20 protein-coding genes and 1 pseudogene are annotated in these 25331 nt (G+C 33.6%); 11 read left to right on the forward strand and 10 right to left on the reverse strand.

From position 1 onward, the window contains the following. Positions 1–23: 23 nt before the first annotated feature. From EKM02_RS08110 to EKM02_RS08130, 6 genes are all read left to right on the forward strand, one after another. Positions 24–1748: a tetratricopeptide repeat protein gene (locus EKM02_RS08110; RefSeq protein ID WP_126454027.1), complete on the forward strand. Its 1725-nt coding sequence runs from the start codon at positions 24–26 to the stop codon at positions 1746–1748. Positions 1749–1758: 10 nt separating this feature from the next. Continuing rightward, positions 1759–2427: a response regulator transcription factor gene (locus tag EKM02_RS08115; protein ID WP_126454029.1), complete on the forward strand. Its 669-nt coding sequence runs from the start codon at positions 1759–1761 to the stop codon at positions 2425–2427. Between the two features lie 507 nt (positions 2428–2934). Further along, a complete protein-coding gene (locus EKM02_RS14995) occupies positions 2935–3387 on the forward strand; it encodes a hypothetical protein (RefSeq protein WP_148103538.1) in 453 nt (150 codons plus the stop codon). A 171-nt stretch (positions 3388–3558) separates the two neighbouring features. Further along, on the forward strand, positions 3559–3711 hold the full coding sequence (locus EKM02_RS14785; RefSeq protein WP_158614731.1) for a hypothetical protein: 153 nt from the start codon (positions 3559–3561) through the stop codon (positions 3709–3711). Positions 3712–3839: 128 nt separating this feature from the next. Next, entirely contained in the window at positions 3840–4256 is a 417-nt protein-coding gene (locus EKM02_RS08125; RefSeq protein ID WP_126454033.1) for a hypothetical protein, read from the forward strand. Between the two features lie 353 nt (positions 4257–4609). After that, a complete protein-coding gene (locus EKM02_RS08130; protein WP_126454035.1) occupies positions 4610–5413 on the forward strand; it encodes an endonuclease/exonuclease/phosphatase family protein in 804 nt (267 codons plus the stop codon). A gap of 194 nt (positions 5414–5607) precedes the next feature. On the opposite strand, the gene EKM02_RS08135 is transcribed toward EKM02_RS08130, so the two are convergent. Then, positions 5608–6867, reverse strand: a complete 1260-nt coding sequence (locus tag EKM02_RS08135; RefSeq protein ID WP_126454113.1) for an asparagine synthetase B — start codon at positions 6865–6867, stop codon at positions 5608–5610. A 310-nt stretch (positions 6868–7177) separates the two neighbouring features. Between EKM02_RS08135 and EKM02_RS08140 the strand changes: the two genes are divergently transcribed. Then, positions 7178–7876: a DUF547 domain-containing protein gene (locus tag EKM02_RS08140; protein ID WP_126454037.1), complete on the forward strand. Its 699-nt coding sequence runs from the start codon at positions 7178–7180 to the stop codon at positions 7874–7876. Between the two features lie 153 nt (positions 7877–8029). Here the strand turns inward: EKM02_RS08140 and EKM02_RS08145 are convergent, their stop codons facing one another. From EKM02_RS08145 to EKM02_RS08160, 3 genes are all read right to left on the reverse strand, one after another. After that, positions 8030–8695 carry a response regulator transcription factor gene (locus EKM02_RS08145; RefSeq protein WP_126454039.1) on the reverse strand — a complete coding sequence of 222 codons (666 nt, stop codon included), beginning with the start codon at positions 8693–8695 and terminating at the stop codon, positions 8030–8032. A gap of 3 nt (positions 8696–8698) precedes the next feature. Continuing rightward, positions 8699–9490, reverse strand: a complete 792-nt coding sequence (locus tag EKM02_RS08150; RefSeq protein ID WP_126454041.1) for a sensor histidine kinase — start codon at positions 9488–9490, stop codon at positions 8699–8701. A gap of 635 nt (positions 9491–10125) precedes the next feature. After that, on the reverse strand, positions 10126–10518 hold the full coding sequence (locus tag EKM02_RS08160; RefSeq protein WP_126454044.1) for a hypothetical protein: 393 nt from the start codon (positions 10516–10518) through the stop codon (positions 10126–10128). Positions 10519–10804: 286 nt separating this feature from the next. On the opposite strand from EKM02_RS08160, the pseudogene EKM02_RS08165 reads away from it, so the two are divergent. The 3 genes and pseudogenes from EKM02_RS08165 to EKM02_RS08175 form a co-directional block, all read left to right on the forward strand. Further along, a pseudogene (locus EKM02_RS08165) lies at positions 10805–11132 on the forward strand (IS1595 family transposase); the annotation flags it as partial. 81 nt (positions 11133–11213) lie between these two features. Then, a complete protein-coding gene (locus tag EKM02_RS08170) occupies positions 11214–11681 on the forward strand; it encodes a hypothetical protein (protein WP_126454046.1) in 468 nt (155 codons plus the stop codon). A gap of 249 nt (positions 11682–11930) precedes the next feature. Then, entirely contained in the window at positions 11931–13775 is a 1845-nt protein-coding gene (locus tag EKM02_RS08175; RefSeq protein ID WP_126454048.1) for a PLP-dependent transferase, read from the forward strand. 516 nt (positions 13776–14291) lie between these two features. Here EKM02_RS08175 and EKM02_RS08180 read toward each other — a convergent pair. The 3 genes from EKM02_RS08180 to EKM02_RS08190 form a co-directional block, all read right to left on the reverse strand. Further along, complete coding sequence (locus EKM02_RS08180) at positions 14292–14651, reverse strand: hypothetical protein (RefSeq protein ID WP_126454050.1); 360 nt, start codon at positions 14649–14651, stop codon at positions 14292–14294. 62 nt (positions 14652–14713) lie between these two features. Next, complete coding sequence (locus EKM02_RS08185; RefSeq protein ID WP_126454052.1) at positions 14714–15892, reverse strand: AIR synthase related protein; 1179 nt, start codon at positions 15890–15892, stop codon at positions 14714–14716. Between the two features lie 331 nt (positions 15893–16223). Then, positions 16224–18413 carry a glutamine synthetase III gene (locus tag EKM02_RS08190; protein ID WP_126454054.1) on the reverse strand — a complete coding sequence of 730 codons (2190 nt, stop codon included), beginning with the start codon at positions 18411–18413 and terminating at the stop codon, positions 16224–16226. Between the two features lie 299 nt (positions 18414–18712). Here EKM02_RS08190 and EKM02_RS08195 point away from each other — a divergent pair, with 299 nt between their 5' ends. Further along, the gene (locus tag EKM02_RS08195) at positions 18713–19678 is read left to right on the forward strand and encodes a TerC family protein (protein ID WP_126454056.1); all 966 of its coding nucleotides are present in this window, start codon (positions 18713–18715) and stop codon (positions 19676–19678) included. Positions 19679–19737: 59 nt separating this feature from the next. Here the strand turns inward: EKM02_RS08195 and EKM02_RS08200 are convergent, their stop codons facing one another. The 3 genes from EKM02_RS08200 to EKM02_RS08210 all read right to left on the reverse strand — a co-directional run bounded on the left by EKM02_RS08200 (position 19738) and on the right by EKM02_RS08210 (position 25092). Then, the gene (locus EKM02_RS08200) at positions 19738–20238 is read right to left on the reverse strand and encodes a hypothetical protein (protein ID WP_126454057.1); all 501 of its coding nucleotides are present in this window, start codon (positions 20236–20238) and stop codon (positions 19738–19740) included. Positions 20239–20432: 194 nt separating this feature from the next. After that, a complete protein-coding gene (locus tag EKM02_RS08205; protein WP_126454059.1) occupies positions 20433–21305 on the reverse strand; it encodes an alpha/beta hydrolase in 873 nt (290 codons plus the stop codon). Between the two features lie 334 nt (positions 21306–21639). Continuing rightward, the gene (locus EKM02_RS08210; protein ID WP_126454060.1) at positions 21640–25092 is read right to left on the reverse strand and encodes a methylmalonyl-CoA mutase family protein; all 3453 of its coding nucleotides are present in this window, start codon (positions 25090–25092) and stop codon (positions 21640–21642) included. Between the last annotated feature and the right edge of the window lie 239 nt (positions 25093–25331).

The following is a 25331-nucleotide window of genomic DNA, read 5'->3' on the forward strand; positions in this document are numbered from 1 at the left end:
ATTAATTTGTGTATTTTCGGGGTATGAAACTTAAAAAGTTGAATTCCCCGTTTTTAATTTCACTCATCCTATTATTTACAGGATTTATATCTTGCAAAAAAGAAAGTACCATTGCAACACAAATCAAAAGCAACCCGCACTACCAACAGCATTTTTTACGAGCAGAAAAACATTTTGAAAACCAAGTTTATGATAGTGCTTTTTATTACTACAACGAATCAAAATTAGTTTGTAATGAAGGAACGGATACTGAAAAAATAATTTATTCCTTATTAAAAATGGCTGTAATTCAGCAAATACAAGGGGATTATATGAGTAGTGAAACCACGGCTACTGAGGCTATTTCATTATTCCAAAAAACAACAAATCGCTACTACAAATGTGCTGTATATAACATATTAGGTATTAATTACGAGCGACTCTATGACTATGACAATGCAATACTCTACTATAATAAAGCACTCAATCAAATCCCGGATGAATCACAAAAAACAATCCTTACAAATAATATTGCCGTAGCGTATATAGGCAAAAATGATTACAAAAGCGCACTGCAGCTTTTGTTGCCATTAACTCTCCATACAAACATTTCAAACGATGAGGAAAATAATGCCAGGGTTCTTGATAATTTGGGCTATTGCTATTTCAAAATGGGTGATGCAAGAAGTCTTCATTATCTGAATACCGCTTTAATCATAAGAAAAAAAATAAAAGATGACTTTGGAATTACCACCAGTTATCTTAATATTGCTGAGTTCTATAAAAAACCCAATCCTGTATTATCTTATAAATATGCACAATTAGCTTACGAAAAAGCAACAAAAATTAACAATGTTGATGACCGATTGAAAGCAATCGCATTATTAATACGAAATAGCGTTGGGAAGGAAACAAAAAAATTTTCCATTCTTCACCTCCACATCAATGACAGCATCAATAAAGCCCGACAAAAAGCAAAAAATCAATTTGCAAAAATAAAATATGATTCTAAAAAAGATAAAAATGAAAATTTAGAACTAAAAACACAAAAAATAGAAAATGCACTTTTATTAGAAAAGCAAAAAAATAGAAATCTAATTTTATCCTTTGTAATCGTATTCACCTTAATAATAAGCATTTCCGCAGCAAATTTTCTTATGGCTAAAAACCGAAGAGAAAAGGTGAAAATTTCATATACCACTGAAATTCGAATTTCAAAAAAACTACATGATGAACTAGCTAACGATGTGTATCAAACCATGGCATTTGCAGAAACACAAGATTTATCCACCGCACAAAATAAAGAAGTTTTACTAACCAGCCTAGACACTATTTATTCCCGGACACGAAACATTTCCAGAGAAAACAGCACTATTGAAGCAGGAGCACTGTTTGAAACTAGTTTAAAAGAAATGATGTCCGGTTTTCAAACAAATGAAATCAATATATTAACCAATGGAATGGATACAATTCAGTGGAACGCTATAAACAGTACTAAAAAAATAACGCTTTACCGAGTGGTACAAGAGTTACTGGTCAACATGAAAAAGCACAGCCAATGCAGTTTAGTTGTATTAACTTTCAAAAAAAATAAAAATAAATTACAAGTCGATTACACTGATAATGGTATTGGAGCCACGCTTGAAGAATTAACTTCAACAAATGGACTTCAAAATGTGGAAAACCGTATTCATGCTATAAAAGGAACCCTTAATTTTGACAGTAAATCCAACAAAGGATTTAGAGTCCGTTTTATTTTTCCAATATAATCTAGTCCATATGTTCCATAAAGTTTTAGTTGCCGAAGATTTAGACACTATAAGCATCGCAATAATTCAAGCACTAGGAGAGCTTTCTATTTTAGAAATTCACCATGCCAAATACTGTGATGAAGCTTTCCTAAAAATAAAAAGAGCCCTTCATGACAAAGTTCCCTATGACTTGTTGATTAGTGATTTATCATTTAAACCCGATCACCGTCAGGATCAATTATCCTCTGGTGAGGAACTCATTGAAGCCGTAAAAAAAGAACAGCCTGAACTTAAAACCATTGTGTTTTCGATAGAAGACAAATCCTTTAGAATAAAATCACTGTATACTAATTTAGGAATAAATGCCTATGTATCAAAAGGAAGAGACAGTATTCCGGAACTCAAGAAAACGATACAAAATATTTATAATAATAAGAACCTTCATCCATCTGAGGAAGTACGCCATGCTTTAAGAAACAAATCCCTTTTTGAAATTGAAGCCTATGATATTTTACTTTTAAAATCTTTATCCAATGGATTAACCCTGGAGGATATTGCCTCGGAATTTAAAAATTCCGGAATTATTCCTAGTGGCACCAGTAGTCTTGAAAAACGCATCAATAGGCTTAAAATATATTTCAAAGCAAACAATAACGTACATCTTATAGCCATCACTAAAGATTTAGGATTAGTCTAATTCGCATTTCAGACTATTAAAAACTAAAAAAAATATTCCAATAACGTTATTACTGCAATTTAAAAGCATCAAAAACAATCAATTGCTAAGGTCATTTACAGCGCTCCAAAGATTTTTGACACGGTGATTAAATCCTAAAACATAGCGGTAGAATTGATATATTTTTTACGGTTGTACCAAAGATAAGTGATGACTAAAATTTAATGTCGTATTTTAATAAAGTACTAAATTTCTTTGCCACAGATTTCACAGATTAGCACAGATTAATTCGTTATGTAATTTTAAAAATCTTTTTAATCCTTACAATCTGTGGCAAAAAATCTTTTTAATAATTGCGACAATATATCTTTCTTGCTACTTAAGTTTGCGAAATTAGCTTAAATTAACTTCTTCTTTTGACCATTGTATTGGTAAATCATAGCCTGATTTTAATAAAAATGATGTCTTTACGGTTTCCCGTAAAAAATAGATTTCAAAAGTTGCTAGATTTGGTTTATAAAAAATCAAATGAAACAAATGCTCCAGTTTACAATAACCAAATTAGTATTCGCTCGATATTCCGAAGGAAGGATCTTGACAAAGGACAACTATCGAGAGTTCAAAAACCAAATAAAAAAACCCATCTTTTTTATACTGTCATTTTGCATCCTAACCTCTTGCAAATCAGAACCAAAAAAACAACCTCAACACCGACAAATACTTCACAACCAGACATATATAAAATATGATGACGATGTGTTAGTAGTACCAAAACAAACGGATACAGCTATAGACAAAAAAACAAATAGGCAAACTGATTCGTTAAAAAGAAAAAATCAAATACCTCTTGCAAATCCAATACAAAGTCCAATTGGGATTGCTATACCTCAAGAAAAGCTAAAAACCTCTTCAAGACAACGAAAAGGTAAAGTTATTTACACATCGGAACGTAAAAAAAAGAATCAATGGAAAAAATTATAATTATAAAATACATCCTGTTGTTTTCAATACAAATAGTTGTACTGAGTATCGGCGGAATATTTATTATTTATTTAGTATAAAAAATTTGGAAAAAACAATCCAAATGAGGAAAACCGTAAAGAAGTTATCTTTTACGGAAGTAATTTTGAAACCAATTAGCAACAAAATACTATGGAATTAACCATTCAACTAAAATCCCTAGCGGATAAAATCATTCAGTTAAAAGACAAAATCGAAATAAAACATCACATTCAGTCAATTGATGACATTTATCAATTTGAAAAGGAATTACTGGAAACTGTTGGGGCTTATGAAGGGAAGTGATTTGCTTTGTAAAAGTATTTACAGTACGAAATAAATCCTGTATTATGACCTTTTGACCTAAGTCATTAAAGTACGTGTTGCACCATAAATTCTAAAAGTTGACAAGAATATAAATTATAATTAAACAAATGATTTACAATAACAATTTCAGAAAAATAACGGTAACAGAAAACGGAATAGTTTTGACTTATAAAACACAAAAAATAAAAAAAATATTATTTTCTGAGTTAGACAAAACGTACGTAAAAGTAAATAAAATGAGGCCAAGTTATACTCTTGTAATTATTTTGGTATCATTATCCTTGGGTTTTCTTTCCTATTTGTACCTGCAAATAGACCTAATCTTACTGATTCCTTTTTTTTTGATTGTATTTATTTTTTTAAAAATGAATGAACACAAAAGCTATAGCATAAAAATCCGTTTGAAAAATGGTGAAATTATAGAAGAAAAAATATTGGCAAAATTAAAACTGGAGACTATCAACAGTATCAATGAAGTCCAAAAAGGGATCTACAACTATAAAATAAATAACAACAAGAATTAGCTTTAGTTCCTAACTATGGTCATTTGACTGTTTACGCCAAACTTTAAAAAAAATTATATGAATCTCAAAAAAAATCAAATATTAAAACTGTAATTATCGTTGACTACCCGCTATATGTAACATACTGCTTCTTGTGCAGATAATTAAACTTTTTCTCGAAAAAGCAGAATCATATAACAAGTATAAGTAATGAAATTTCTTCTTTGTCGATATAACCAAAATAAAATACATCAGAAAACAATATTAAACAATCCATAAGACTCGAAAAATTCCTCAAATTCCATTTAATTATCATACGTTTGAGCTACTCTAATTCTATCCGTAAAAAGTGATACTACTATTCTCCTAATTAAATGAAACTCCTATTTTCCATACTGTTCCTCTTCCTAGCCACTTTTACTTTCGCTCAAACCAAAATCCTTTCCTGGAACATAGCCAATTTTGGAAAATCGAAATCCGAAGAAACCATTACTTATATTGCAAAAACGCTGAAAGATTATGACATAATTGCCATTCAGGAAGTGGTTGCCGGATATGGCGGCGCACAGGCAGTAGCACGATTAGCGGATGAGCTCAACCGAAAAGGAGCTAAATGGGAGTATGTGATCAGTGACCCCACCAGCAGCAGTGCCTATAAAACCGAAAGATATGCCTTCATTTGGAAATCGAGCAAAGTAAAGAAAATAGGAAAAGCTTGGCTCGAAAAAAAATACCAGCTAGAGATTGAAAGAGAGCCCTATTTTTGCACTTTTCAATATAAAAATAAACAATTCACGCTAGTCAATTTTCATGCTATTACTAAAAAAATGCAACCCGAATCCGAGATTAAATATTTCAAATTTTTACCTGATGAATATCCCACCTTGAATTTAATTTTTGCAGGAGACTTCAACTGTCCGCAATCACATTCGGTTTTCAATTCGTTGAAAAAAATGGGATTTCAATCTATTTTAGTAAACCAAAAAACCTCATTGAAACAAGAATGCAAAAAAGAGATTTGTCTCGCTTCTGAATTTGATAATATGTATTACAAAACTTCTAAAACTACACTTCTAAATTCCGGTATTATTCCTTTTTATAAAAATTTTAGTACACTAAAAGAAGCCCGAAAAATATCCGATCACGTTCCTATTTGGTTTGAATTTTCTTTGAATTGATATCCACACCGCATTAAGTGCTGTTATGACTAATGCAATTGATGTTATTCAGAAATATTTAGACAAGGAAAATGAAGATGGAAGCGTTTAATCATTTATCTTTTAGCACATAAAATTACATAACAATCTTATTTAAAGCTGTTTTACTTAAAGTTAATTCTTTTGACTTTACGACTTTTAAACTTTCGACTTACTTATGTCTTTAATTTTTTCTTTTTAGCTGCAGGGAACAACACATTGTTCAAAATCAAACGGTATCCGGGTGAATTTGCATGCAAGTCCAAAACTGTAGGGGGATCGCCTACCTGATGCTGAAAATCCTCCGGATCATGACCCCCATAAAAAGTGAATATCCCTTTCCCCTTCTGCCCATGAATGTAACGGGCTTCGCCATTAAGCTCGCAGGTCCCCATGACTAAAACATTCGATTTTACAAGTACCGCATCAAATGATGTGGTTTGTCCCATAAATCCTTTAACAAGTTGTGTGTGATTTTGACACAACATAGTGGGAATAGGATCCCATTTTGCCGAAAATTCCATTAAGGTAAAATAATCTTTTTCCATGGGAATTCTTCGTTTAGAAGTCATATCAATATCAGAGAACTCATATTGTTCAGGTCTTCGCTCTAAGATAAAATCTTTGAAAGCAAAAGAATTACCGTAATTCATCTTCGATTGGTAATTCCCTTCACTCACATCCCCATCAAACATAGCTTCGCAAATATCTACTCCATCCGCAGCAAGAGCAATATCAAAACTATCTGTTGCAGAGCACATGGCAAACATAAACCCACCTCCTATTACAAAGTCTCTAATCTTTTTAGCCACAGCTCCCTTTTCGTCAGATACTTTTGAAAACCCTAATTTTGTTGCCAGTATTTCAGCTTCTTTCTTTTGTTCAATATACCAAGGTACATTTTTATACGCCCCATAAAACTTACCGTATTGCCCGGTAAAATCTTCGTGATGCAAGTGCAACCAGTCGTAAAGCAACAATTGGTCTCCCAACACTTCCTGATCATATATAGCTGTAAAAGGAATTTCAGCATAGGTCAAGACCAGCGTAACCGCATCATCCCACGGTTGTTTCCCTTTTGGTGTATACACGGCAATCTTTGGTGCTTTCTCTAAAATAACGGATTCCATATTCTGGGATGGACTGGAGATTTCATTTAAGAGTATCACTTCTTCCTCATCAGAGATTATTTCAAAACTCACTCCCCTAATCTGGCACTCTTTGCGTATTTCCTGCCCATCAGGCACTAAAAAAGAACCGCCACGGTAGTTGAGTAGCCAGCTGACTTTGTAATTTTTTTCCAAACACCAAAATGTAATTCCATACGCCTTCAAGTGATTTTGTTGCGTGGTTTCATCCATTGGCAACAAAATAAAAGAAGCTTTTGCGGAAATTGATAGTAGAAAAATCAGAATATATATAAATCGCTTGTACATCATTGTATTGCCTTTTTATATTTCAAAGATAGAAAGGAAGCCGTTCAAATGAGAATAATTTAACTTTAAAATGAATGCACCAATCTAATTTAAATAAAACCACGTAAAAACACCTATAGCCAGACGAATTAGTATCTATAAATTTGTAACTATAACCTAATCTACATTAAATGAAAAATTTAGCACTAAATTCAAAGGAAAACAATAACCATTTTAATTTTAAAACTATTTTAAAAAAAATTGGGTTTTCTTTGTTAGTAGGACTTATTGTTGTTTTTTACACTTTATGTTTTAATTATTTTCTCCTGTAATGCTAAATCGAGACCAAAAAACACCACAAACTATTGTTTCAAAAAATTATTATGCCGCGTTATCAGAAGAAATCCTATCAACTGCAAAATTAGGAAAAGATACGACTTCTCTCAGAAGACAACTTTATTATATCAGACATACAAAAATCGAAAAGAGTCTAGACACTGATGCTTTAAAAAAAACTTTTTGGATTAATATCTATAATGCATTTTATCTCATTATTCTAAATGAAACAAAACAAGACGACACTATGTATCGTCTTAAAAGGATTAAGATTGCACGTCACATATTCTCGTTAAATGATATTGAACATGGGATTTTAAGAAAAAATAAATTCAAAATGGGATTAGGATATGTAACCAACCCATTTTATTGTGATTTTATAAAAACCTTAGCCGTCAGCAAACTAGACTACCGAATCCACTTTGCGTTAAGAACTACAAATTTAAATCCTACACCATTTGATTGTTTTAACTGCGAAGAAATTGAAGTGCAGCTTGCCATTGTCACCACTGATTTTATCAAATTTGAAACTGAATTTGACCATGAATCAAAAAAAATGATCGTATCGCAATTTTTGTTTACCTATTTACGGGATTTTGGCGGAATACAATCCATAAAAAAAATGCTGAAAACTATTTTTAAAAAAGATTTCAAAGGATATTCGTTAAAGTTCAAGCCGTATTACCGAATCTAAAAAAAGCACCGTATCTCATAATGCATTCGCATCTGCTAAAGGAATCCCTTAGCTTAAAATTTGAATTTAAGCTGTTTGAAATTTAAAAAATCTTCTCTTTTTTTGTAGAAAAAAAGTACATCCTACATTGTTCTTAGTGCAAATGGGTTCAAATTAATACTCAAACGACATAATTTCATTTTGAACCGCATACACAACCAATCCTGCAATATTCCTGGATTCTGTTTTAAGCAACAAGTTATTTCGATGTCCTTCCACCGTTCTTGGACTTATAAAAAGTTGCTCTGCAATTTCTAAGGTACTTTTTTGATAGCAAATAAGTTTCAGCACTTCCAATTCACGTACGCTCAAAAAGCCACTATCAAAGTTACTTTTCGTTTTTCTAGTACTCAAAATATTGGTTTGAATAATTCTCATGACATATTCCGTATAGTAAAATCCTTTTAAAGCCACTTCATTTACGGTGGTAAGCAATTCTTGTGGTGTCGTATTTTTTATCAAATAGGAAACAGCACCAACATCAATCATATTCGCCACAAAAGATTTAGAATCATAGCTGGTTAGCGCTATAATTTTTATTTCAGGGAATTCTTTGTGGATGATCTTAGTAGCTTCAACTCCATTTAAAATTGGCATTTTCAGATCCATGATAATAATATCGGGATGATTTTTAGTACTGCGAAGGAAGGAAATCAATTCATCCCCATTGGAAGCTTCAAAAACAATCTCAATATTTGTTTCCTGTTCCAGCAAAAAAGAGATTCCTTTCCTAAAAAGAATTTCATCATCTACTAAAATTATTTGAATAACATCATTCATTATTTAAAAATTAAAAGTGGCCGTAATCCCTTTATTTACAGCTGAATTAATGACAATGGTGCTGTTTAAAAAAGCGACTCTACTATCAATATTTTTCATCCCAAGACCTTTTTGCATGTCTTTATTTTTCATATCAAAACCAATTCCATTATCAGAATAAGAGCACTTTTTGAGTCCGTAATTATCCTCAAAAAGAATAGATATGACAGTTGCCTTACCGTGCCTAATGGAATTATTGATCAACTCTTGCAAGATTCTAAATACATGTAAATGCTTTGTATTATCTTTAATATCAAAGAAGGTTGTATTTTCATAATTCACTGTAACAACTTGAGAGCTGCTACATTCCAAGCATAATTCTCCCACTCCTGCATCTAATCCAAATTTATCTAAAACCGGAGGTAGCAAACCGTGTGCGATTTTCCTGGAACTATCCAGCGCTTTGGCGGTTAGATTGATGATATTTGCGGTAATTATCCCTACCTCATCATTGGTCAAATTTGGAGTATTTAACAAATGACTGTTCAAAGACACAATATTAAGCTGAGAACTGATATCGTCATGTAAATCTTGGGCAATACGCTTGCGCTCTTCTTCTTGTGTAATAATTACGGCACTCAATAGTTCTTTTTGATACTGGATTTCTAAATCTTTTTTTTCTAATTCTTTCTGGATAATTTTTTTTCTCGAAAAATAGAAAAACAAGATTAAGACAAATCCCATCAAAAGAAAAGCAACACAGGAATAAATAATTATTTCGATTATATCACTTTCATTTATTAATTCTGCCTTCATAAATATTTATTTAATTACTTTTCGAAAAAACTTTTTTTCCACTCTTGTAAAATGAATAATTGGTAGATTATATAGAGTCCTGAGTTCAATACCCAAGGTATTTTTGTGTATTCGGGTCTCAATATATTTGTCAAATTCCCCCCTATAAATAAAATGGTACTTCCAAATAAATAGAGTAAAATTCCCATATTTATATAATAATACTCTTTTTTCTCATTTAATATATTGTAAAGATGCAGGGTTGCGTAGCTAACTATTAAAAAAGAGGTAATGAATATTTCGAATAAATTGAATTTAAAAAACAAACTCGGATCGAGTACGTATTGAATTCCAATGACTGCTAAACCAGCATACAAACCCACTGTAACAATCTTTTTTTGATACGTCTCTTTTAATAAAACTTTGTAAAAAAAACTGAGTGCGATAAACTGACCCACAAAATAAAAATGAGACAAATAAAGATTATTAATATTAACTCTTGCCAAGACATTCGAAATTATTTGGATAACTAAAACCAACCCTAAATATCCTGTAAAAATCTTAAAGACTTTATCCTGATGATAAAAGTACCGGATAAATAAAACAAAATTCAAAAATAAAACAAAGAGACCTACATATATAAATACATTTAACATCTATTGCAGCATTAGAGTTTCAGGATCACAAGTAGATGGACAAGGAGACGTAAAATCATAAATAGCATCTTCCGTTGCACCAGCGTCACCATTGTCTTCAGTTATCATATCGACATAAATTTGAGTGATCGGATCATATTTTGTTCCCACAATCAATAATTTTTCTACTCCATCGTCATCAACTCCTATGTACGCTCTAACTGCATCGACCCCTTCTTTGAGGACTTCTACTAAATCAATTTTAGGGATCAAAAAAGCATTTAAATGATGGTGTTTGTTATAATCCCCTTCTCGTTTAGACCATCGTTTTGCCCATCTTTGGGCTGTTTTTAACGGAATGACATTCACAACTTTTCCTTTTTTTGGGCTTCCAGAAGTAGTTTCTTGTGACATATTTTTTAGGTTTGCAGATTACGTTTTTTAAACAAAAAATTATTAGCTAAATTACTGTTTTTTATTGTTTTTACAAAACCAACTTAGTACTTATAAAAGCAACAATGTTCGTTTTCAAAATAAGCACCGATTGCTCAGGTCGCTTATTTAGTTCTTGTAACCCTGAATTTGGTTTCTAGACAATCTAATTTGTAATAGCTTTGCTGAATGGTATTAATTTAATATGACTATCCGTCACTTGTACCAATGCTAAAAATAGCTTGTTTTTGAGTCATCAACCTATTGAATACGAGCTATGAACCTACCTGAATTTTTCGAGAAATACCCTGATTAAGCCACACGTAATAAGGGATTCAAAGCTAAACGACTTGAAATGGAAATTGTATGTAAAAAGTGTAAACACACCGAACATTACTTTCGTAAGAAAGATTTAAAATTTCAATGCAAAAAATGCGGTAGTCGTGTCAGTCTTCGTTCAGGCACCGTTATGGAGAATACTAATTTGTCTTTTTCAATATTGGATGCTCTGTATTGAACTCGTGATGCTGTCACAAAAGAGTTTTTCGGCATTAGAAATGCAACGTATGTTGGGCTACAAACATTATGAACCCTTGGTAGGGTAAATTGCTTTAGAGTTGTCTTACTTGAGAATGCTATCTATAAAAAAGCACTCAATAATCACTAAAATAAAAATTATGAACACATTTAAAGCCTTATTCATTTTGATCACTATTGGTTTTACCATAAATGTAAATGCACAAAAAGCCAATAGAACTGATGAACCCAAAAAAAATACAAAACAAGCTACGGTAACTTATTACCAGGAACGCGCTGCAGATGATGCAAAATATGAGCAGGAGTTTACTGCTCAAAATGACAGCGAGGACAAAGCTTTTTGGAAAGAACAAAAAAAATATGAAAAACAATTAAAGAAGAACAACAAAAAAGCCTATCGCGCCTACATTCAAGGAAAAAAAGACGCATACGCAGAACATCACCAACATTGCAATCACGATCACCACAGCGATTATTTTTATAGCAATGCCCAGTTTTATTATTACCAATACGATAACAGACACAACTACCAGAGAAGACCAAATCGTACTATAATAAACACTCCGGTGCGAGTAAGCACTCCGAGCATTCGTTTAGGGATTTTTTAATTACGGGTAACCTATTTTTTTTAATAGTATCTTTTTTAAGACCGACGAAATAATTTTTGTTAATGAATTCTTAGTGGATTTTCTATGCCATATATTTATTTACTGACTAACCAAAAAGAACACTCCTAGAGGATTTATCACTGACACTTTCACAACACTGACAACAGATATGTAATAATAAAACCTCTTGTAACACTTTTAAATAAATCTAATTACTGTATATTACCATCTTATCTAAAGATGGAAATTATGAAAGACAATAAAATAGTAGGTTATATTAAAGACGTGTTAGCAAATAAGCCAACTGGCTGGCTCAATCTAACAACTCACAGACTAGATATTTATGACGAAAAATTGGCGAAAACTCAATTCTTAGAACAGTTTGAAATCTTATTTAATAGCAATAATTCTGAATCAAAGGCATTAGGAGAGTTACCCACTGCTTATGACTATATTCGATTAGGGCATCCATTATCTTGTATATTAGAATGGGTGATTGCCCACTTACATCATTTAAAACCAGAAAATGTAATTAGTTTTTCCTCAAAGACGACTCCGATTTTGGCAGTACTAAGGAAAAATTTATTAGATGGCAAAAACACTCAAATTATTTACACTGGTGAATTACCAGAATTTTTTGATGTTGAAGTACTTCAGCAAATTTATGGCTATACATTTGATTTAAAGAAGATTGAGAAAGAAACAGCCATTTCCAAGTTTGACGGGAGTACCATTTTCATTACACAGCAAGATGAAATTAGCACTTTTGATTTTACCAAAAACATTGACTTTTTTATCAATGTTCATTCTGACTTTGGAAGTATTTTAGTTGTAAATGGAGACCAAAACGAAAGTTATATCCCCGAAATTCAGCATGTCCGAAGAAGAGAGACCATTGCAATGACGCCAGCCAATTGTCTTGCTGTGCTGAAAATTCTGACAGCACAATCTTCTTTAGAACCAAAAGAGAATACTATCGAGACAAACAAAGCAATGGTTTTAGATTCGATTGCGTCCATTACCGGAAGCAAGACAAAAGCACTAATTGCTTCCAGTGGACTATCAATTCAATATGCGGTTGTCATGGGATTAATTCATGATGCGAAGGAAAACCATAAAGGAAAGGCGATCAAAATTATTGTTCCCCCCAATTGTTACGGTGGTACAAACGACCAAGCCAGACGAGTTGCTGCTTGCATTGACTCTGTTGAAATACTGGATTTACTGGTTGACGGTGGTAAAGATATGGTTGAAAGTATTGCGCTTCTTTTAGATAAAATTGCTGACGAGGATGCTATTCCAATCATAATTGCTGAAATTCCAACAAATCCCAGAGTTGAAGTTCCGGATCTTTTCAAATTAAGCGCAACTTTGAGTAAACAGCGAAAAACTGCAACTGGTAAAATTGCTACAGATCCTATTTTTGTGTTAGATCAAACCTTTTGTCCAAATGTACACTTTTTAGGTGAAGAGGATATATTATCACCAATTAGGACCATTTCATATGTAAGCGGGTCTAAATTTCCAAGTGGCGGGCAATGTACTGCGGGCTATTGTGTGGGAAATAAAAAAACGGAAGGGTTGATGAAAAAAATAGAATTTCATCTAAAACTTTGCGATAATGAGGCTACCAATCTTCAAATGGAGATTTTGGCAAAACAATTGCCTTCTATGAATCAAAGAATAAAGGATGCATATCATAATACACATGAATTTGTAAACTTCATAAAAAAAACTTTACCAGCGGCGAAAATTAATTTTGTTTCGTCAGCATTGGCAGACCAAGGATTTACCCCCTCTGTGTTTTCATTAGACCTTCCCAGTAAAGGGAACACAACGGAAGAAAAAGAAGCTAATAAAAGAGAGTTAAATCTTAGATTAATAAATTTAATGATTAGAGAAATACCAAATGAAAGTAAGTTTTGTGTGAGTTATGGGCAGTTAAAAGGATGTTACTGGACAATTCCGGCAACATCAACTCAAGGGACGACTAAAGAGGGTGACAAAGATTACATCGTACGTGTAGCACTTTCTCCTACCATGGATTTAGAACTTCACAAAAAAGTTTTTTTAGATTTTGTCAGCCAAATTTAATTCTGATCCGATACCATTCTTCTATTTAACCTTGAAGAAAAAAACTAAGTAATGATCCATATTAACTAAAATAGAATTTTCTGAATTATTTTTACAGAAACAGACAACCATTACAAGTAAACCACGGTGGAGGGATAGGTCATAGATTTGGTTATTAATACCAAACAAAATTACTATTGGCTCCATAAAAAAGCTTTCAGAAAAGTATTTGAATGCTGATAAAATGATCTATTAAGTGGTAGGTGATGCTGAAACGCAGTTAAAAAAACTGAAGCAAATTGGTTATGGAACGCCAATTCTTCTGAATACACCAGCGGTAAATAAGCTGATTTAAAACTAATTTGGGTTATAAGTAATAACCATGGTATAATGTCGTATTTTAAAATCAGGATAAAATTATGTAACAATATGATTTAAAGCTGTTTTACTTAAAGTTAATTCTTTTGACTTTACGACTTTTAAACTTTCGACTTACTTACATCACTGATTCTCATAGCCGCGATAGACGTGAAAATTTTATTCACTCATTTCATCATATCGCTCCGGAACTTGGGGATCATACAGCGAGCATTTGAATTCATCCATTATATTCACTAAAGTATCCATTGTTTTTCCTTCAGTGCCATAACAATCAATTTTTACACTTTGGGGCGTCATCCTGATATGAAAAGCACCTGCACCATTGTTATTTTTCCAACTGTTCTCGTCTACTTTTTCCCATTTGGAGAATACAGAAGCAATTCTGTTCAAAATGACTTGTACCGGAAGTTCTTCAAGACCTTCAATTTCAGCTTGTTCTTCTGAAACAGCTTCATAAACTTCGTGATGGTTGAGATAAATTCCCTCCAGATATTTCCAAAAAACCAATTCGTACATAGATAAAAAATTAAAAGATTAAAGAATTGAAAGATTGAAAAATGAACTTCAATTGAAGCTTTTTAATATTCAAAAGTTCCGTATTCACTGGTAATAGTCAGTTTTTTTGAAGTAGCAGCTTCTACTCTACCTACGATTTGCGCATCAACATTAAATGATTTTGAAATCGCAATAATGTCTTGTGCAACAGCTTCCGGAACATAAATTTCCATACGGTGACCGCAATTGAAAACTTGGTACATTTCTTTCCAATCCGTTTTAGATTGTTCTTGAATTAACTGAAACAATGGCGGAACTGGAAATAAATTGTTTTTTATAATGTGTAGATTTTCTACAAAGTGTAAAATTTTAGTTTGGGCTCCTCCACTGCAATGCACCATTCCGTGAATTTGATTGGAAGAATATTGGTCTAAAATTTTCTTAATGATAGGTGCATACGTTCTGGTTGGCGAAAGCACTAATTGTCCGGCATCGATTGGTGAATTTTCAACGGCGTCAGTCAATTTTACTTGTCCAGAATAGATTAATTCTTCAGGAACTAAAGCATCGAAACTCTCCGGATATTTGGTTGCCAAATATTTCCCGAAAACATCATGACGCGCCGATGTTAACCCGTTGCTTCCCATTCCGCCATTATAGCTTTTCTCGTAAGTAGCCTGACCAAAAGAAGCCAATCCTACAATTACATCACCGGCTTTAATATTAGCATTATCAATTACTTTGCTGCGTTTCATACGAGCAGTTACTGTTGAATCTACAATAATAGTTCGAACAATATCACCTACATCAGCAGTTTCTCCGCCTGTTGAATGAATGGTCACCCCAAAAGATTCCAGTTCTTTAATCAGTTCTTCGGTTCCGTTGATAATTGCTGAAATTACTTCAGCGGTAATCAAATTTTTATTTCTTCCAATGGTGGATGAAAGCAAAATATTATCCGTTGCACCCACGCACAATAAATCGTCAATATTCATGATTAAAGCATCTTGGGCAATGCCTTTCCAAACAGAAATATCGCCTGTTTCTTTCCAATACATGTAGGCCAAAGAGGATTTAGTTCCCGCTCCGTCAGCATGCATGATCAGACAATATTCTTCGTCTTGAGTTAAATAATCAGGGACAATTTTACAGAAAGCTTGTGGATATAATCCTTTATCAATATTTTTTATCGCATTATGAACATCTTCTTTAGATGCCGAAACACCGCGAAGCGCATATCTTTTTGAAGTATCTGAACTCATGTAGTCTAGTTGTGAAGTCTGCTTTTATGCAGGTAGTTGTGCGGCAAAGATAATTATTTTTTTGGGTTTTGCCTATCGAGTCATCAGAAGTGTTTCTTGCTAAAATTGTCATACTAAGAATATTTGTCTACACCCTTCAATTTTGCCTTTCAAGGTGCAAAACATCAAAAAAATGTCTACCTGAAACAGATAGACATTTTTATTAAATTTCAATGGCGCAATAAATTACTCCCAATCAAGCATGCATGGGTCAAAAAATAATACTACCCTTTGGCGCCGGTAAATCCAGATATTATTTGACTTATTATGACACTCGATGTTAATAAGTAGATTACTTCGTAAATAACAATTCTCTGTATTTTGTTAGTGTCCAAATCTCATCATCCACTAACAACTCCAGTTTATCGCAGTGGCTTCTAATTTCTTCAAAAAACGGTTTTACTTTATCACAATAAGCTAGAGCCATTTCATGTGCATCAGCAATTGCATTGGCTTTCTTTCTAGCTTCGGTCATTTCATGAACTTTAGAATTGATCCCCTCAATATGTCCGGAAATTTCTTTGATTAAAATGATTTGTTCTTTTGCAATTTTTTCAAAATCAGCACCAAAAATCTCTTTTAGTCCCTTCACATTTTCAATCAAAGTGTTTTGGTAGCGAATGGCTGTTGGAATAACATGGTTTTGAGAAAGATCTCCTAAAACTCTACCTTCAATTTGAATTTTCTTAGTATACTCCTCTAATTCTATTTCATAACGTGCCTCCACTTCAATATGATTCATGATACCCATTTCAGAAAACAAATCTAAAGCTTGCTTAGAAGCTCTTGCTTTTAGTGCTTCAGGAGTTGTTTTAAAGTTACTCAACCCTCTTTTACCTGCTTCAATTTCCCATGCTTCACTATATCCGTCTCCTTCAAAAAGGATTTTCTTAGAAACTTTGATGTACTCTCTCAAAACATTGAAAATAGCATCATCTTTTTTCATGTCTTTAGATTCTATCAGCGCATCTACTTCAATTTTGAAATCTTTTAATTGTTTTGCTACAATTGTATTCAAAGTCGTCATTGAATTAGAACAGTTTGCTGATGATCCTACTGCTCTGAACTCAAATTTATTTCCTGTAAAAGCAAATGGTGATGTTCTATTTCTATCTGTATTGTCCAAAAGAACATCTGGAATTTTTCCTACTACATTTAGTTTTAAGTCTGTTTTTTCTTCCGGAGATAGTTTACCCGCAGTAACACCTTCTAATTCTGCCAGAACTTTAGTCAATTGCGCGCCAATAAATACGGATATAATTGCAGGTGGTGCTTCATTAGCCCCTAATCTGTGATCATTACTTGCAGTTGCAATTGCTCCTCTTAATAAAGATTCATAATCATTTACTGCTTTTATTGTATTGATAAAGAACGTCAGAAACTGTAAATTACTCATTGGAGTCTTACTAGGACTCAATAAATTTACTCCTGTATCTGTTGCCAAGGACCAGTTATTATGCTTTCCGGAACCATTCACTCCCTTGAAAGGTTTTTCATGAAACAACACTTTCAAATCATGGCGTTCTCCTACTTTTTGCATCACATCCATTAACAAGCAGTTATGATCAACAGCAAGATTTGTTTCTTCAAAAATAGGAGCCAATTCAAATTGATTTGGCGCTACTTCATTATGACGTGTTTTCACAGGAATTCCTAACAACATGCATTCTTGTTCCAAGTCTCTCATATACATTAAGGCACGAGTAGGTATAGATCCAAAATAATGGTCATCTAATTGTTGCCCCTTAGCCGATGTATGTCCTAACAAAGTCCTACCGGTCATCATGAGATCAGGACGAGAATTTGCTAAAGATCTATCAATCAAGAAATATTCTTGTTCCCAACCTAAAGTTGCAGTTACCTTTTTTACATTTTTATCAAAATATTTACATACTTCGGTAGCAGCGTCATCCATAGCGGTCAAAGCTCTTAACAACGGTGTTTTATAGTCTAAAGCTTCTCCGGTATAAGAAATAAAAACCGTTGGAATACACAAAGTAGTTCCAAAAATAAATGCTGGAGATGTTGGATCCCAAGCTGTATATCCTCTAGCTTCAAATGTATTTCTGATTCCACCATTTGGAAAACTAGATGCGTCCGGTTCTTGTTGTACTAATTGAGCGCCACCAAATTTCTCTACTGGATCGCTGCCATCATATGAAGTTTCAAAGAAAGCATCATGTTTTTCAGCGGTTGTTCCTGTAAGTGGCTGAAACCAGTGCGTATAATGAGTCACCCCTTTAGCCAAGGCCCACTCTTTCATTCCCATTGCGATATAATCCGCTAATTTTCTGTCTATTTTAGTTCCATGTTGAACTGCATCGCGCACTCCTTTAAAAGCATCTGAAGTTAAAAATTGCTTCATCGCTTTGTCATTAAAGACATTTGAACCAAAAATAGTTGATTTTCTATCAGTCTCTTCAAATTTTACTGGAACTCTGTTTGATGCTTCTTTCAAAGCTTGAAAACGTAATGATGACATACAATTTTGTTTTAATTTATTAAACCCCCTATTATTTTGATGCAAATATAATTTAATAATTACTTTTATAAAATATTACCTCTATTTTTTATGGGGATTCACGTGAAATTTATCAAATTCATAAAAAAAATTAATTATAGTAACAACTTAGCAATTAAAACACCCCTATTTATTTTTACTGATATTTTCGTAAAAAAATATAATCGACAATCATTAACAACAGGAAACTTTCCATTAAATAATTATTGAAGTTACACGATCTAAAAGTATCTTTGTGCAACATTATAAATATATGATATATGATTGTCTGGATTTCTTTCTTAGTGGCCGTAATGATTTTCTTGGCTCTTGATTTAGGTGTTTTCAACAAAACGCCACATATTATTAGTTCAAAAGAAGCGGGAAAATGGACTGCAATATGGGTTACTTTATCATTCCTATTTTCTGGCGTTATTTATTGGCTTTACAACAATAATTATATTGCAAATCCGGATCAATTAACTCCCACAACAGCATCCATAAAGTTCATTACCGGATATTTAATTGAATTATCATTAAGCATTGACAACATCTTTGTCATAGCCATAATCTTTTCTGCTTTTAAAATTCCGCAAAAATACCAGCATCGTGTTTTATTTTGGGGAATATTAGGGGCAATATTCTTTAGAGGCTTAATGATCTTTTTTGGCGTTATGCTAATCAATAAATTTTCTTGGATGACATATATTTTTGGTGCTTTCCTAATCTATACTGCCATGAAAATGTTGTTTGGAAATGAAAATGAAAAATTTGAACCTAAAAAATCATTCGTCTATAAAAGCCTAAAAAAAATAATGCCCATATCTAATCATATGGATGAGGAGCATTTCTTTGTCAAAAGAAGACACATTACTGCTGCAACCCCTCTGTTTGTAGCTCTTGTGGTTATTGAAGTCATGGATGTGGTTTTTGCCATTGATAGTGTTCCTGCTATTTTAGCTATTACTAATGACCCCTTTTTAGTTTTCAGTTCTAATATTTTTGCCATTCTGGGATTGCGATCCATGTATTTCTTTCTGGCTAATATGTTAGCTAAATTTAGTTATCTGGAATACAGTCTAATCGCTATTTTAAGTTTTGTTGGCGTGAAAATGTTAACCCATGACATACTAAAAAAATACAATTATGAAATTCCGGAATGGATGTCACTGGCTTTTATAGCGGTGGCTCTTATAGTGGGAATTGTAGTTTCACTTAGAAAAAACAGCAAAGAGTTTGTCTCTTAAGTTTAAAGTCTATAAAAAAAGGAAATCTTTCGATTTCCTTTTTTTTGACTTCTCTGGAATTATAAATTTATTTTTTGAATTCCACTTTTACTAACCTTCAATGAGGACATAACTGCATCCATATTATTTTTGTTTATTGTAGAGGCAAAATTTGCCGGTATAATTACTATTCTAAAAGTTTGATTTTGTGTCCAACTGGAATCTAAAGTATTCAGATTAAAATTAGCCGCAAGAAAAATTTTAACATTAAACCTGGAATAATCAAAATTAAAATCCAATTCGCCACCATTATTCAGATAATACGTCTGAGGCATCAATTTCCAAATATCTTCGCCATTTACTGTATCATACAAATGGTATACTAAAACGGAATCCGAGGAATAAATTGGCGGATCAAATACAACCAAGCTGCTATAATTATTATTGGAGTTGAACGAAGTTGTAACTTCATACACTTCAGTTCGAGGACCGTTATCAACGGTATCATATAGTTCTGTCACTTCACAACTTTGTAGTGTCATCATCCCGATGAAAACTAAAAATAAAGTAATTTTTTTCATTCGTTATCGTTTTATAATTTATATTAAAAAACTCTATTCATGAATTATGCCAAACTTTGTTTTCAAAAAAAAGTGCTTTTCAATTATGGAAAAAAAACTTAAATTATACCTAATAATCCTGGGCTTAAAAGGAACTAAAAAAGCCTCTCAGATGAAAGGCTTTTTTTTTTAAAAATTTTATTACTATTCAGTTATTATTTCTCCGCAACAGCGACACCATTATTGTTTAAAATTTTGCTAAAAAACAATACATGAAAAGGCAACGCATTTTCCCAATATTCCCACGTATGGGCTCCTGGCCGTTCTGTATAATCGTGAGCAATTTTATTATAAACAAGCCTTCGGTGTAATTCTCTGTTGGATTCAATCAAAAAATCATCTACTCCGCAATCTATAATCAATTCCATTTTGTTGTTTTTTATTTTATCCAACATATTCAAAACCGCATTGGAAGCATATACTTCCTGTGGCGCTCCTTGAGTCCCAAAAACAGGTTCCATTAATTTAGTAATTCTTTCCTTAGATTCCGAATTAATCATGCTTCCCATATCAACAGCGCCGCTCATACTTCCTGCTGCACAAAATAATTCCGGATGTCTTGTCGAAAGATACAATGCTCCGTGACCTCCCATAGAAAGTCCCGTAATAACACGTCCTTTTCTGTTATTTATTGTCCGATAGGTATTGTCTACTTTCTGAATTACTTCTTTTGTAATGTAGGTTTCAAACTGACTTCCCTTATTCACAGGACTATCAAGATAAAAACTGAATGTTTCTCCTTCCGGCATTACGATTATGATATTATACTGATCGGCTAAATTGTGCAATAAATTCTTATCTGGAGTTTTAGACAACCAATCATTAAAATGACCATAAGCGCCATGCAACAGATAAAGCACGGGATAATTAATCTTGCTTTTTGTATACGAACTTGGTAATACTACCGCAGCTTTATACGTTTTATTCATTGCCATACTAGGAATTTGCAATGTATCGACTTTTGCGGCATAAGAAACGGCAACATGGCCAAAAAGAAAAAATAAGAATATTATTTGAAGTTTTTTCATTGAAACATTTTTTTGTAATGGATAAGTAAATATACTACTTTCGAATAAATAAAATGAATTCGCAATACTTACTAAACACCAAAAGACCTCTCATTGCTGAAAGGTCTTTTTAAATATTTTATGAAAATCCCTCTACCGCCCAAAAGCGGGATAAGCGATTCACTCACTTTTTGCGATGCTATTCAATACTGATTACCTTAGATCCCGCCCAAAAGCGGGATAAGCGATTCACTTACTTTTTGCGATGCTATTCAATACTGATTACCTTAAATCCCGCCCAAAAGCGGGATAAGCGATTCACTCACTTTTTGCGATGCAAAAAGTGGTTCTCTGCTTACATATTTCTTCTGTATTGTCCACCTACTTCAAATAAAGCAGCTGTTATTTGTCCCAAGGAACAAACCTTGGTCGCTTCCATTAAATGCTCAAATAAGTTTTCGTTTTTAATGGCTGCTTCCTGAAGCGTATTGAGATGCGCATTCACTACATCCTGATTCGATTGGTGCAAATGGTTCAACATATCAATTTGGTATTGTTTTTCTTCCTCTGTGGCACGAATTACTTCGGCTGGAATTACCGTTGGAGAACCTTTAGAACTCAAAAACGTATTCACACCAATGATTGGGAATTCACCTGTATGTTTCAAAGTCTCATAATACAAACTTTCTTCTTGAATTTTACTTCTTTGGTACATGGTTTCCATAGCTCCAAGCACGCCACCACGTTCTGTAATACGGTCAAATTCTAATAAAACTGCCGCTTCGACTAAATCCGTTAGCTCTTCAATAATGAAAGCACCTTGAATTGGATTTTCATTTTTGGCCAGTCCTAATTCTTTATTGATAATCAACTGAATTGCCATCGCACGACGCACAGATTCTTCTGTAGGTGTTGTAATGGCTTCATCATACGCATTGGTATGCAAGGAATTACAGTTGTCGTAAATGGCATATAACGCTTGCAAAGTAGTGCGAATATCATTGAAATCAATTTCCTGTGCGTGCAAAGAACGTCCAGAAGTCTGAATATGATATTTCAACATTTGAGCACGCTCGTTTGCGCCATATTTATTTTTCATGGCTTTCGCCCAAATTTTACGTGCCACACGACCAATAACCGCATATTCAGGATCTACACCATTCGAAAAAAAGAAGGATAAGTTGGGTCCAAAATCGTTAATATTCATACCACGACTCAAATAATATTCTACATAGGTAAAACCATTTGATAAGGTAAAAGCCAATTGTGTAATTGGATTTGCTCCCGCTTCGGCAATATGATACCCTGAAATAGAAACTGAATAAAAGTTCCTTACATTCTTAGTAATAAAATATTCCTGTACGTCACCCATTAATCGCAACGCAAATTCAGTAGAGAAAATGCAGGTATTTTGCGCTTGATCTTCTTTTAGAATATCAGCTTGAACAGTTCCCCGAACTTGCGACAAGGTTCTTGCTTTAATTTCGTCATACACTTCCAAAGACAAAACCTGATCTCCGGTAACGCCCAAAAGCATCAATCCTAAACCATTATTCCCTTGAGGCAAATCCCCTTGATAATGTGGTCTTTCAACTCCTTTTACTGCATATATTTTGTTAATTTTTGTTTCAACTTCTTTTTCAAGGCCATTTTCTTTGATGTAAAACTCACATTGTTGGTCAATCGCTGCATTCATAAAAAACCCTAATAACATAGGTGCCGGCCCATTAATTGTCATACTCACCGAAGTCATGGCATGAACCAAATCAAAACCAGAATATAATTTCTTGGCATCATCCAAACAACAAATCGAAACTCCGGCATTACCTATTTTCCCGTAAATATCAGGACGTACATGTGGATCATTTCCGTATAAAGTTACGCTGTCAAAAGCAGTTGATAATCGTTTTGCCGGTAATCCCGCACTTACATAATGAAAACGTTTGTTCGTTCTTTCCGGTCCGCCTTCTCCGGCAAACATACGGGAAGGATCTTCTCCTTCACGTTTGAAAGGATACAATCCAGCGGTAAAAGGAAATTCTCCAGGAACATTTTCCTGCAAACACCAACGTAAAATATCACCCCACGCTTTGTACTTTGGCAATGCAATTTTCGGGATTTGAGAATGGGAAAGGGACTCGGTATGCGTAGCCATTTTGATTTCTCTATCCCGAACTTTGAACGTATACACCGGATTCTTGTACTTGTTTACTTTCTCGTCCCAAGTCAAAATAATTTCCCAGTTGTACGGATCCAAATCCATTTTTAATTTATCAAATTGATTCAGTAAAAGATTCAAAAATATTTTATCCTCGGCAGCACCCGGTTTTTCAGATTCTAAAGCTGTTGGCAAAACTGAATCGTCATTAATTCCTGCTTTGTTTATTTCAGGTATTTTCTTGGCTACAGTTTCAATCGTTTTAAAAATTCCGTATAATTTCTGGGCAACTTGTTCTTGGCTAACCGCTGTATCATCGTATTTTCGGTTACTTTCGGCAATTTCAGATAAATAACGGGTTCTGTGTGGCGGAATAACGAAAATCTTCTCGCTCATTTCACGTGTGATTTGGAATGTTGATTTCAAATCAGAATTCGTTTTTTCATGGACTTTATCCATTATCGCTTTGTACAGCGTATTCATTCCCGGATCGTTAAACTGCGAAGCAATCGTCCCAAAAACCGGAAGTGAATCTAAATTCGCATCCCATAAATTATGGTTGCGTTGGTATTGTTTTTTCACGTCCCTCAATGCATCCAGAGATCCGCGTTTGTCAAATTTGTTTATCGCTACCAAATCAGCAAAATCAAGCATGTCGATTTTTTCCAATTGCGTTGCCGCACCAAATTCCGGTGTCATTACATATAAGGATACATCAGAGTGATCCATGATTTCTGTATCGGATTGTCCTATACCTGAGGTTTCCAGGATTATAATGTCATAATTTGCCGCTTTAATCACTTGGATTGCATCGGCAACATATTTAGATAAAGCCAGATTTGATTGGCGTGTGGCCAAAGAACGCATATAAACACGAGGATTATTGATGGCGTTCATTCGGATTCTATCACCTAATAGTGCGCCACCCGTTTTCCGTTTGGATGGATCCACAGAGATTAATCCGATTGTTTTTTCCGGAAAATCAATCAGAAAACGACGTACTAATTCATCCACTAAAGAGGATTTTCCTGATCCACCGGTTCCTGTGATTCCAAGAACTGGAGTTTTACAACCCTTGTTCTTTTTTTGGATGGCTTCCAAAGTTTTAGCCGCAACATTAGGAAAATTTTCTGCTGATGAAATAATTCTGGCAATTGCTTTAGGATTTTTTTCTTCCAAATATTTGATTTCATCCGTCAGTTTATCGCCAACAGGATAATCAGATTGTTGTACTAAATCGTTTATCATTCCCTGTAATCCCATCGCGCGACCGTCATCCGGCGCATAAATACGGGTGATTCCGTACGCTTGCAATTCGGCAATTTCAGTAGGCAGGATTACTCCTCCTCCCCCGCCAAATATCTTGATTTGCCCTGCTCCTTTTTCCTGAAGCAAGTCATACATGTATTTGAAATATTCGTTGTGTCCACCTTGATAGGAAGTTATTGCAATAGCATTCGCATCTTCCTGAATCGCGGTGTTGACCACTTCTTCCACACTGCGATCGTGCCCCAAATGGATTACCTCAACGCCTGTAGACTGAATGATTCTACGCATAATATTGATTGCAGCATCGTGACCGTCAAAAAGCGCAGCTGCGGTAACAATTCTTACTTTATTGTTAGGGATATATGGTTTTTGTTGTTCCATTTTATGAATATGATAATTTAAGACTGCAATTTACAATTTTATTTTAAAAATTATCCGTTGTTACTGTTGGTTATTAATAAATAATAAAATTTTCGCCATGCAGGACAACAAATAGATTAAAATCGGGCTGTTTTTTTTAAACATAAAACAACGCTATCTAACTTTTTTATAAGCACAAATACCTTTAGTTTTGAAAAACATTAATTATTACTAAAAAACAAAGCTAAAAACAGAATGCT

Source organism: Flavobacterium sp. RSP49 (assembly GCF_003968735.1).
Taxonomy (GTDB): domain Bacteria; phylum Bacteroidota; class Bacteroidia; order Flavobacteriales; family Flavobacteriaceae; genus Flavobacterium.

What these genes read in the sequence shown, in the direction of transcription:
- EKM02_RS08130 (WP_126454035.1), top strand. Translation starts at nt 4,610, where the DNA reads ATGAAACTCCTATTTTCCATACTGTTCCTCTTCCTAGCCACTTTTACT.
- EKM02_RS08205 (WP_126454059.1), bottom strand. Translation starts at nt 21,305, where the DNA reads ATGAAAAAACTTCAAATAATATTCTTATTTTTTCTTTTTGGCCATGTT.
- EKM02_RS08200 (WP_126454057.1), bottom strand. Translation starts at nt 20,238, where the DNA reads ATGAAAAAAATTACTTTATTTTTAGTTTTCATCGGGATGATGACACTA.
- EKM02_RS08195 (WP_126454056.1), top strand. Translation starts at nt 18,713, where the DNA reads ATGATTGTCTGGATTTCTTTCTTAGTGGCCGTAATGATTTTCTTGGCT.
- EKM02_RS08170 (WP_126454046.1), top strand. Translation starts at nt 11,214, where the DNA reads ATGAACACATTTAAAGCCTTATTCATTTTGATCACTATTGGTTTTACC.
- EKM02_RS08145 (WP_126454039.1), bottom strand. Translation starts at nt 8,695, where the DNA reads ATGAATGATGTTATTCAAATAATTTTAGTAGATGATGAAATTCTTTTT.
- EKM02_RS08150 (WP_126454041.1), bottom strand. Translation starts at nt 9,490, where the DNA reads ATGAAGGCAGAATTAATAAATGAAAGTGATATAATCGAAATAATTATT.
- EKM02_RS08125 (WP_126454033.1), top strand. Translation starts at nt 3,840, where the DNA reads ATGATTTACAATAACAATTTCAGAAAAATAACGGTAACAGAAAACGGA.
- EKM02_RS08190 (WP_126454054.1), bottom strand. Translation starts at nt 18,413, where the DNA reads ATGTCATCATTACGTTTTCAAGCTTTGAAAGAAGCATCAAACAGAGTT.
- EKM02_RS14995 (WP_148103538.1), top strand. Translation starts at nt 2,935, where the DNA reads ATGAAACAAATGCTCCAGTTTACAATAACCAAATTAGTATTCGCTCGA.
- EKM02_RS08140 (WP_126454037.1), top strand. Translation starts at nt 7,178, where the DNA reads ATGCTAAATCGAGACCAAAAAACACCACAAACTATTGTTTCAAAAAAT.
- EKM02_RS08135 (WP_126454113.1), bottom strand. Translation starts at nt 6,867, where the DNA reads ATGTACAAGCGATTTATATATATTCTGATTTTTCTACTATCAATTTCC.
- EKM02_RS14785 (WP_158614731.1), top strand. Translation starts at nt 3,559, where the DNA reads ATGGAATTAACCATTCAACTAAAATCCCTAGCGGATAAAATCATTCAG.
- EKM02_RS08180 (WP_126454050.1), bottom strand. Translation starts at nt 14,651, where the DNA reads ATGTACGAATTGGTTTTTTGGAAATATCTGGAGGGAATTTATCTCAAC.
- EKM02_RS08115 (WP_126454029.1), top strand. Translation starts at nt 1,759, where the DNA reads ATGTTCCATAAAGTTTTAGTTGCCGAAGATTTAGACACTATAAGCATC.
- EKM02_RS08110 (WP_126454027.1), top strand. Translation starts at nt 24, where the DNA reads ATGAAACTTAAAAAGTTGAATTCCCCGTTTTTAATTTCACTCATCCTA.
- EKM02_RS08160 (WP_126454044.1), bottom strand. Translation starts at nt 10,518, where the DNA reads ATGTCACAAGAAACTACTTCTGGAAGCCCAAAAAAAGGAAAAGTTGTG.
- EKM02_RS08210 (WP_126454060.1), bottom strand. Translation starts at nt 25,092, where the DNA reads ATGGAACAACAAAAACCATATATCCCTAACAATAAAGTAAGAATTGTT.
- EKM02_RS08175 (WP_126454048.1), top strand. Translation starts at nt 11,931, where the DNA reads ATGAAAGACAATAAAATAGTAGGTTATATTAAAGACGTGTTAGCAAAT.
- EKM02_RS08185 (WP_126454052.1), bottom strand. Translation starts at nt 15,892, where the DNA reads ATGAGTTCAGATACTTCAAAAAGATATGCGCTTCGCGGTGTTTCGGCA.